We start from the raw sequence: 9518 nt of genomic DNA on the forward strand, positions 1-9518 counted from the left end.
TCTATGCGCAAGTGTCTACGTGGTGGCTGCCGCGCGACGTACGACCTGCCAGCAGCGCGCCGCAGTGATCAGGTTGTCACGGACCTCGAGGATCTCCATGCGGATCGGCCTGATCTCCAGGCAGACGGGGCCGTCGGGAAAGGATTCCAGATGTTCCAGGATCAGGCCGTTGAGGGTCTTGGGGCCGTCGGTAGGAAGCTGCCAGCCCAGTGATTTGTTGATATCCCGGATGTTGGCGGTGCCGTCGATGACGTGGCTGCCGTCTTCCTGAGGGTGAATGTCCTGATTCTGGCTGGCCACGTCGGTGGTGAACTCGCCGACGATTTCCTCGAGGATGTCCTCCAGGGTCACCAGTCCTTCCACATCCCCGTATTCATCGACCACGATGCCGATGCGGCGTTTCTGCTTCTGGAAGTTGAGCAACTGGGTATGCAGTGGCGTCGATTCCGGAATGAAATAGGGTTCCCGGGCCTCCTGCACGATGGCCGCCTTGGTCACTTCGGGGCGCGACAGGAAGCGGGCCGCGTTGCGCAGGTGCAGCATGCCGATGATGTTGTTGATGTCGCCCTTGAAGATCGGCATCCGGGTATGCTGGCTGGTGCGTATCTGGGTGAGAATGTCCTCCAGATCGTCATCGAGGTCGATGCCTGAGACCTCGTGGTGGGGCACCATGATGTCGTTGACCGTGACATTCTCGAGATCGAGGATCGAGACCAGCATGGCCTGGTGGCGGCTCGGTACCAGCGGGCCTGCTTCGTGGACCACGGTGCGCAGCTCGTCTCGGGTCAGGTTGTCCCCGTCACCCTCGATGTTTTTCACGCCGAGCAGGCGCAGCAGACCGTTGGAGATGGCATTGACCAGCCAGACCAGCGGGTAGAGCAGCTTGAGCAGCGGCTCCAGTATCACCGAGGCCGGATAGGCGATGCGCTCGGGTCTCACCGCGGCATAGGTCTTGGGCGTGACCTCGGAGAAGATCAGGATCGTGATGGTCAGCAGGGTGGTGGCGACTGCCGGCCCGGTGACATCGCCAAAGAAGTGGATGGCGATGATGGTGGCAATGGACGCCGCCAGGTTGTTGACGAAGTTGTTGCCGATCAGGATGACACCGATCAGGCGGTCGGGACGACTGAGCAGGCGCATCACGCGCTGGGCACGACTCTCACCACTATTGGCCCGATGGCTAAGGCGATAGCGGTTGATCGACATCATGCCGGTCTCGGAACTGGAGAAGAAAGCGGAAAGGCAGATAAGCAGCAGCAGTAGGCCGAACAGCAATCCCAAAGGGAAATCGTCGTTCAAGTCTAATGATCCTCAATCACGGGTCAGGCTCGAGTTGTAGGGACTGGGCTGAACGCTGTCAAGGCGATTCAGCCTCGCGCCAGCAAGACCTCGAGAACGAACTTGCTGCCGAAGTAGGCCAGCAGCAGTACCAGATAACCGACCAGAGTCCAGCGCACGGCACGCATACCGCGCCATCCCAGCCAGTGATGGCAGGTCAGCAGGGTGGCGAAGATCACCCAGGCGAGCAGCGACAGCACCGTCTTGTGCACCAGATGCTGGGCGAACATGTCCTCGACGAACACGAAGCCGCTGGCGATCGCCAGGCTCAGCAGGATGATGCCGGCCCAGATCAGCTCGAACAGGATACGTTCCATGCTGGTCAGGGGCGGTAACGACTGCACCACGCCGCGGATGTGATGATGGCGAAGTGCCTGGTTCTGCACTCCGAGCAGGATCGCCTGGAAGGCGGCGATGGCCAGGAAAGCGAAAGCCAGCGCCGAGCTCAGGGCATGCAGGGCGATGCCCGGGGTCATGCCGGGATGGCGTTCGGGGCTCGGCAGGCCGACGGCCAGCAGCAAGGTGAGGCCGGCCAGCGGGAAGAGCCCGGTGGCCACGTTGAGCACCGGCTTGAACAGGCTGATCACCAGCAGTGTCAGGACCGCCAGGCCGCTGGCCAGCACCGCACTGGTGGACAGGCCAGGCAGCAAGGAGGCGCCCTGGTCGAGCAGGCCGACGGCGAGTGGCAGATGGCATAACAGCCCCAGCAGGCCGAAGCTGCGCACCAGTGCGCTGCGCGGTGGCACTCGACGGGCCAGGGTCAGACCCTGCCAGGAAGCGGCCGCGGTGTAGAGGATGAAGGCCATGACGGCAAGAGGGAGCGCGTGCATCAATGCTATCCGTGCGCTTTCGCCAGCGCCTGGTGACATGAAATGGAACGCTCACTATACCGAATCGTCGCCATGCCTGACAGCCGCGCGCAAAAGATGACGGCGCTCACGCATGGAGACTCGCGGTCACAAGGCGTATAATTTTTGGCCATTGCGGGGAAGTCATGGCTTCCCAGGCCATCGTATGTGGAGAGGCCCATGTTCCAGAATCTCAGTGATCGTCTGTCCCAGACGCTCAAGTCCATCAAGGGTCAGGCTCGCCTGACCGAAGACAACGTCAAGGATACCCTGCGGGAAGTGCGCCGGGCCTTGCTCGAGGCCGATGTCGCCCTGCCGGTGGTCAAGGCATTTGTCGACCGCGTGCGCGAGCGCGCCGTGGGTCAGGAGGTATCCAAGAGCCTCTCGCCGGGCCAGCAGTTCGTCAAGATCGTCCAGCAGGAGCTCGAGGCGATCATGGGCGAGGCCAACGAAGGCTTGGTGCTCAAGAGCTCGCCTTCCGTGGTGCTGATGGCCGGCCTGCAAGGCGCGGGCAAGACCACTTCGGTGGCCAAGCTGGCACGTTACCTGCGTGAGCGCGAGAAGAAGAAGGTGCTGGTGGTCTCGGCAGACGTCTACCGCCCGGCGGCGATCGACCAGCTAGAGACGCTCGCCAAGGAAGTGGACGTCGATTTCTTCCCCTCGAGCAGCGATCAGCAGCCGGTGGACATCGCCGAGGCGGCGATCAAGCATGCCAAGATACAGTTCCACGACGTGGTGCTGGTCGATACCGCCGGCCGCCTGGCTATCGACGAGGCGATGATGGCGGAGATTCAGGCGCTCAATCGCGCCGTTTCGCCGGACGAGACGCTGTTCGTGGTCGATGCCATGACCGGCCAGGACGCCGCCAATACCGCCAAGGCATTCCACGAGGCGCTGCCACTGACCGGTGTGGTTCTCACCAAGACCGATGGCGACGCCCGTGGTGGTGCGGCCCTGTCGGTCCGCCACATTACCGGCAAGCCGATCAAGTTCATGGGCGTTGGCGAAAAAGTCGACGCCCTGGAACCCTTCCACCCCGACCGGGTCGCCTCACGCATTCTCGGCATGGGCGACGTGCTGTCGCTGATCGAGGAAGCCGAGCGCACCGTCGACAAGGGCAAGGCCGACAAACTGGCCAAGAAGGTCAAGAAAGGCGACGGCTTCGACCTCGAGGATTTCCGTGACCAGCTGCAGCAGCTCAAGAAGATGGGCGGCATGGGCGGTCTGCTCGGCAAGCTACCGGGCATGGGCCAGATGGCCGAGATGGCCCAGGGGCCCGGGCCCGAGAAGGAGTTCGGCAAGCTCGAGGCATTGATCAACTCGATGACACCGAAAGAGCGTCGTCGCCCGGAGATCATCAATGGTTCGCGCAAGCGCCGCATCGCTGCCGGCGCCGGCTTGCAGGTGCCCGATCTCAATCGCCTGCTGAAGCAGCACAAGCAGATGCAGAAAATGATGAAGAAGGCCGGCAAGAAGGGTGGCATGCAGAAGATGATGCGTGGCATGCCGGGCATGATGGGCGGCGGCCAGGGAGGCCCTGGCGGGCCCGGTGGCCCGGGCGGCATGGGCGGTCCGGGCGGCATGCCCTGGCGCTGAACGTACCCTGAGTCGCGCAAAAAGGTTTCCAAGCCGGGGAGATTTCCGTAAAATGCTGCGTCTTCACTGGCAGGTCCGCGTCGAATCGCGGGCATCGTCGTGACCGAACGACTCGGCGACGGGTGTGAAACCGCCGCCGAACCGATTGTCGAAGGGCGAGCCTTCGATCGACAACCTCCGTAAATCAACCGAAGGACAGTCAACGCATGGTTACCATTCGTCTGGCACGAGGTGGCGCCAAGAAGCGTCCCTTCTACCATCTGACCGTGACCGATTCGCGCAAGTCGCGCGATGGTCGTTTCATCGAGCGCCTGGGCTTCTTTAACCCGGTGGCGCGTGGCCAGGAAGAGCGTCTGCGCATCGACCTGGACCGCATCAGCCAATGGCAGGAAAAGGGCGCACAGCTGTCCGACCGTGTCGCCGAGCTGGTCAAGGAAGCCCGCAAGCAGGCCTGAGTCGCCTGACGCGAGTGCATGGCCGATGCAGGGTCGATGATGAGCATGAATGCCGAGCGCAAGGCGCCTCCCGAGCATGTCGTACTGGGCAAGTTGACCAGCCCGTATGGCGTCAAGGGATGGCTGAAGGTGTATTCGTACACTAGCCCAATGGAGGGCATCCTCGACTACGGTGAGTGGGTGCTGCGCCTTCGGGGCGTCGAGTCGCGTTATCGACTCGCTCAAGGGCGCCTGCAGGGCAAGGGGCTGGTGGCCCGGCTCGAGGGTGTCGATGGCCGTGATCAGGCCGAGGCACTGGCGGGCGCCGAGGTGCTGCTGCCCACGCCCGAATTGCCCGAGCTTCCCGAGGACGACGATTTCTACTGGTATCAGCTCGAGGGGCTTACCGTCGTGACCACCGAGGGCATCGCCCTGGGGCGCGTTGAATACCTCTTCGAGACCGGCGCCAACGACGTCATGGTCATCAAGGGGCGCGATGGCGAGAGCGTCGATACTCGCGAGCGCCTGTTGCCCTTCCTTCCCGACAAGGTCGTGAAGGAGGTGGATCTCGAGGTTGGCCGGATGATCGTCGACTGGGATCCGGCATTTTGAGTCGCAGCGACGCGGCGATGTGGATTGGCGTCGTTTCCCTGTTTCCCGAGATGTTCGAGGCGCTGACGCGCCAGGGCGTGACAGGGCGGGCAGTGGAGAAGGGCCGCATCGACCTGGAATTCTGGAATCCCAGGGACTATGCCACCGATCGGCACCGCACCGTGGATGATCGCCCCTATGGTGGCGGTCCGGGCATGCTGATGAAGGTCGATACGCTGCGTGCGGCCATTCATGATGCGCGTTCGCGAGCGGAGATCGCCACCGGCCAGCGGCCGAAGGTGATCTATCTGTCTCCCCAGGGGCGCCGTCTCGACCAGCGCGGTGCCGGGGAGCTGGCGTCTGGCCCACCCCTGGTGGTGGTGGCCGGACGCTATGAAGGCATCGATGAGCGGGTGGTAGAAGCCGACATCGATGAGGAGTGGTCGATAGGCGACTATGTGCTCAGCGGCGGTGAGCTGCCGGCCATGGTGCTGATCGATGCCGCGGCAAGACTGGTGCCCGGTGTGTTGGGACATCAGGACTCCGCGCTCGAGGACTCCTTCAACGACGGACTGCTGGATTGCCCGCACTATACCCGTCCTGAGGATGTCGAGGGGCGGCGGGTGCCGGAAGTGCTGCTCAGCGGCCACCACGGCGCCATCCGGCGCTGGCGTTTGAAGCAGTCGCTGGGGCGGACCTGGCTGAGGCGCCCCGACCTGCTGGAAGGCAGGACGTTGAACGACGAGCAATGTGAGCTGCTCGAGGAGTTCATCGAGGAATACGCCCCGACCGATAGTCGGGAAAATGCTGAATAACGTGTCGCGCGGGAATTGATTCACGCCGGCATTTAGGCAGGATTTCCCCAGGTCAGGGCGGAGGTGCAGGACGTGGCCCATCGAGGGCGACGGACCTGTGTCACCAACGACGCTCCCGTGCCTCGACTCGTTCGAGCGCCGGGATCACGACTCACCGGCCATCCACTGCCGGTCCGGTGGGTCACGTAATGTTATCGAGGAGTTTTGTCATGAGTAGCAAGAACAAGGTGATCCAGGCGCTCGAAGCCGAGCAGATGAGCAAAGAGGTGCCGGAATTCGCCCCGGGCGATACCGTGGTCGTCCAGGTCAAGGTGAAGGAAGGTAACCGCGAGCGTCTCCAGGCCTTCGAAGGCGTGGTGATCGGCAAGCGTAACCGTGGCCTGAACTCAGCCTTCACCGTGCGCAAGGTGTCCCACGGCGTTGGCGTCGAGCGGACCTTCCAGACCTACAGCCCGCTGGTCGACTCCATCAGCGTCAAGCGTCGCGGCGACGTTCGCCAGGCCAAGCTGTACTACCTCCGCGAGCGCAGCGGCAAGTCCGCCCGCATCAAGGAAAAGCTGGCCTGAGGCCCGCCTTCCGGGCATGACGGAGCCGATGGCTCGCGTCTGACGATACCCCGTCACCGCACTTGCGGGGCGGGGTTTTTCACGTTCAGGGACAAGCGCCGCCGGCGCGCACGCGAGGAACTGACAGCATGTCGACCGCTCTTGACGACCCTGCCTTGATCGACGCCTTCCTCGACGGCCTGTGGCTGGAGCGAGGTGCCAGCGACAACACCCTGGCGGCCTATCGTCATGATCTGCGAACCTGGCAGGCGCGGCTTGTCGAGCATGGTGCCACCTTGCTGGCGCCACCGCCGCAGGCGCTGCAGGAGTGGCTGGACGAGCGTCGCGAAGCGGGCTACAAGCTGCGCAGCAACGCCCGACTGCTGTCCAGCCTGAGGCGCTTCTATCATTGGGCGCTGGGCGAGGGCCGGATCGAACATGACCCCCTCGCCGAGGTCAGGCTGCCCAGGGTGACGCCTTCGCTACCCAATACGCTGGAGGAGAGCGAGGTGGAGCGCCTGCTCGAAGCGCCGGATGTCGACACTGAGCTGGGGCTGCGCGATCGCGCCATGCTAGAGGTGCTCTACGGTGCCGGGCTGCGGGTCACCGAACTGGTGGGGTTGACCACCGATGCCCTCAATCTGCGCCAGGGCGTGGTACGGGTGCGCGGCAAGGGCGACAAGGAGCGGTTGGTGCCACTCGGCGAGGAAGCCGTGGATTGGCTGTCACGCTACCTGCGCAGCGCTCGAGGCGCCTTGATGCGCGACGTGACGCGCCCCGCGCTATTTCCGGGGCGGGGTGACACCTGCCTGACCCGCCAGGCCTTCTGGTATCGTATCAAGGCGCATGCTCGAAGCGCCGGCATTGATCGCCCCCTTTCGCCGCACACCCTGCGACACGCCTTCGCCACCCATTTGTTGAATCATGGGGCCAATCTGCGTGTCGTACAGCTGCTGCTGGGACACAGTGACCTGTCGACCACGCAGATCTATACCCACGTGGCGCAGGTCCGGCTCGAGGCCCTGCACGCCGAACATCATCCCCGAGGCTGAATCATGAAAGTATCGACCCTTCCCCTGGCCGCTGGTCTGCTGGCAGCCGCCCTGGCACTGCCCACCTTGACCTGGGCCGCCGCGCCCGAGTCTCTCGAGAACATCGAGGTGTCGGGACACAGCATGCCGGTCAAGGACGTGCAGGAGACCCCCATGGCGGATATCTACGAGGTGCGCCTGGAGACCGGGGAAACCTTCTACACCAACGCCGAGGGCAATTACTTCCTGGTAGGGGATCTTTTCGAGAAGACCGACACCGGACTCGTCAACCTGACCGAGAAGACGCGCAACGCCGAACGCAGCGCCCGGGTGGACGAGATTCCCGATGACCAGCGGGTGACCTTCCGTGGTGCCGAACCCCCCAAGGCCCGAGTCGTGGTGTTTACCGACACTACCTGTCCCTATTGCCAGCGACTGCATGAGGAAGTGCCGCGCTTCAATGAGATGGGGATCGCCGTGGATTATCTCGCCTTTCCCCGGGGCGGCATGGACTCGCCCGGTGCCCGGGAGCTGGAACAGGTCTGGTGTGCCGACAATTCGAGCGAAGCCTTGTCGGCCACGTTTCGCGATGAGTCGCTGGAAAGTGACGCAACCTGCGACAATCCGGTCGAGGAACAGTATCATCTGGGACTGGAACTCGGTGTGCAGGGCACGCCGGCCATCATCCTGCCCGATGGCAGCCTGGTCCCCGGTTACGTGCCGGCGGAGCGCCTGGCCGCCATGCTGGGGTTGGATGACTGACATAACCGCGTCGATGAACGCGGGCGACGGGGCCGAGCCTCGTCATCGCTTGGACACATGCCAGAACTAGGGGGAGTGACATTGAAACCGGTGAGAGTGGGAATCTGTGGCTTGGGCACTGTCGGAGGCGGGACCTTCAACGTGCTGACACGCAATGCCGACGAGATCGCCCGTCGGGCGGGGCGGCCCATCGTCATTGAACAGGTGGCCTATCGCAGCCCCAATCCCGAGTGCGACATCACCGGCATCAAGACCACCCATGATGTCTTCGAACTGGCCTCCAATCCCGACGTTGACGTGGTCGTCGAGCTCATCGGTGGCTATGACGTGGCCCGGGAGCTGGTGCTGACCGCGATCGACAATGGCAAGCACGTGGTCACCGCCAACAAGGCGCTGATCGCCGTGCATGGCAATGAGATCTTCCAGGCTGCCCACGAGAAAGGTGTGATCGTGGCCTTCGAAGCTGCGGTGGCCGGCGGCATCCCGGTGATCAAGTCGCTGCGTGAGGGCCTTGGCGCCAACCGCATCGAGTGGCTAGCCGGCATCATCAACGGCACCGGCAACTACATCCTCACCCACATGCGCGACGAAGGCCGTGCCTTCGAGGACGTGCTCGCCGAGGCCCAGGCGCTGGGTTATGCCGAGGCCGACCCGACCTTTGATGTCGAGGGTATCGACGCCGCGCACAAGCTGACCATCCTGGCCTCCATCGCCTATGGCGTGCCGCTGCAGTTCGAGAAGGCCTACACCGAGGGCATCTCCCGGGTCACCGCCGAGGACGTCGAGCAGGCCGACAATCTCGGTTATATCATCAAGCACCTGGGGATCTCCAAGCGCACCGACGCGGGTCTCGAGTTGCGCGTCCATCCGACCCTGATTCCCAAGGGGCGGCTGCTGGCCAATGTGCACGGCGTGAAGAACGCCATCGCCGTGATGGGCGACGCCGTGGGCCCGACTCTCTACTACGGTTCCGGTGCCGGTGCTGAGCCCACGGCTTCGGCGGTGGTCGCCGATGTGCTCGACGTGGCCCGCGATATCACCACCGATCACCATTATCGCGTTCCCTATCTGGCCTTCAGCGGCATCGGCGAGGGTGATGATCAGCCGCAGATCATGCCGATGGAAGAGATCAACACCGCCTACTACCTGCGTCTACTGGCGGTGGACCGCCCCGGTGTGCTGGCCCGGGTGGCGACCATCCTCTCCGAGGAAGGCATCTCCATCGAGGCGTTGATTCAGAAGGAAGCCACCGAGGGTGAACTGGTGCCGATCATCCTGCTGACGCACAGCACCCGAGAGAAGTGCATGAACGAAGCGATCCGCCGCATCGAGTCAATGGCCGACATCGCCGGCTCGGTGACTCGAATCCGAGTGGAAAGTCTCGACGAGCAGGAATAAGACCGGGCTGCGCCCGGAGCTGTAAGCCATAAGCTTTAAGTGGTAAGTAACCCCTTGACCCGAGAAGGGCAGGGTTACGCTGCCTTCGAGCTTCGAGCTTCGAGCTTCGAGCTTCGAGCTTCGAGCTTCGAGCTTCGAGCTTCGAGCTTCGAGCTTCGAG

The 9518-nt window shown here is 63.4% G+C and carries 10 protein-coding genes; 8 read left to right on the forward strand and 2 right to left on the reverse strand.

The window, feature by feature from the left end; translation table 11 throughout:
* Nucleotides 1-15: 15 nt before the first annotated feature.
* Both FZZ93_RS04040 and FZZ93_RS04045 read right to left on the reverse strand, forming a co-directional pair.
* Entirely contained in the window at nt 16-1299 is a 1284-nt protein-coding gene (locus FZZ93_RS04040; RefSeq protein WP_149321039.1) for an HlyC/CorC family transporter, read from the reverse strand.
* Between the two features lie 68 nt (nt 1300-1367).
* Nucleotides 1368-2168, reverse strand: a complete 801-nt coding sequence (locus FZZ93_RS04045; protein ID WP_149321040.1) for a cytochrome C assembly family protein — start codon at nt 2166-2168, stop codon at nt 1368-1370.
* A gap of 198 nt (nt 2169-2366) precedes the next feature.
* Here FZZ93_RS04045 and ffh point away from each other — a divergent pair, with 198 nt between their 5' ends.
* From ffh to FZZ93_RS04085, 8 genes are all read left to right on the forward strand, one after another.
* The gene (ffh, locus tag FZZ93_RS04050) at nt 2367-3782 is read left to right on the forward strand and encodes a signal recognition particle protein (RefSeq protein ID WP_149321041.1); all 1416 of its coding nucleotides are present in this window, start codon (nt 2367-2369) and stop codon (nt 3780-3782) included.
* Between the two features lie 206 nt (nt 3783-3988).
* Nucleotides 3989-4237, forward strand: a complete 249-nt coding sequence (gene rpsP, locus FZZ93_RS04055; RefSeq protein WP_149321042.1) for a 30S ribosomal protein S16 — start codon at nt 3989-3991, stop codon at nt 4235-4237.
* An 18-nt stretch (nt 4238-4255) separates the two neighbouring features.
* Nucleotides 4256-4828: a ribosome maturation factor RimM gene (rimM, locus tag FZZ93_RS04060; RefSeq protein WP_246146102.1), complete on the forward strand. Its 573-nt coding sequence runs from the start codon at nt 4256-4258 to the stop codon at nt 4826-4828.
* Nucleotides 4829-4845: 17 nt separating this feature from the next.
* On the forward strand, nt 4846-5622 hold the full coding sequence (gene trmD, locus FZZ93_RS04065; protein WP_149321062.1) for a tRNA (guanosine(37)-N1)-methyltransferase TrmD: 777 nt from the start codon (nt 4846-4848) through the stop codon (nt 5620-5622).
* A gap of 209 nt (nt 5623-5831) precedes the next feature.
* On the forward strand, nt 5832-6188 hold the full coding sequence (gene rplS / locus FZZ93_RS04070; protein WP_149321043.1) for a 50S ribosomal protein L19: 357 nt from the start codon (nt 5832-5834) through the stop codon (nt 6186-6188).
* A 128-nt stretch (nt 6189-6316) separates the two neighbouring features.
* Nucleotides 6317-7219 (forward strand): site-specific tyrosine recombinase XerD, encoded by a 903-nt coding sequence (gene xerD, locus FZZ93_RS04075; protein ID WP_149321044.1) that lies wholly within the window; start codon nt 6317-6319, stop codon nt 7217-7219.
* Nucleotides 7220-7222: 3 nt separating this feature from the next.
* Nucleotides 7223-7960: a DsbC family protein gene (locus FZZ93_RS04080; protein ID WP_149321045.1), complete on the forward strand. Its 738-nt coding sequence runs from the start codon at nt 7223-7225 to the stop codon at nt 7958-7960.
* Nucleotides 7961-8041: 81 nt separating this feature from the next.
* The gene (locus FZZ93_RS04085) at nt 8042-9358 is read left to right on the forward strand and encodes a homoserine dehydrogenase (RefSeq protein ID WP_149321046.1); all 1317 of its coding nucleotides are present in this window, start codon (nt 8042-8044) and stop codon (nt 9356-9358) included.
* The last annotated feature ends 160 nt before the right edge of the window (nt 9359-9518 follow it).

Source organism: Halomonas eurihalina, from assembly GCF_008274785.1.
GTDB classification, from domain to species: domain Bacteria; phylum Pseudomonadota; class Gammaproteobacteria; order Pseudomonadales; family Halomonadaceae; genus Halomonas; species Halomonas eurihalina.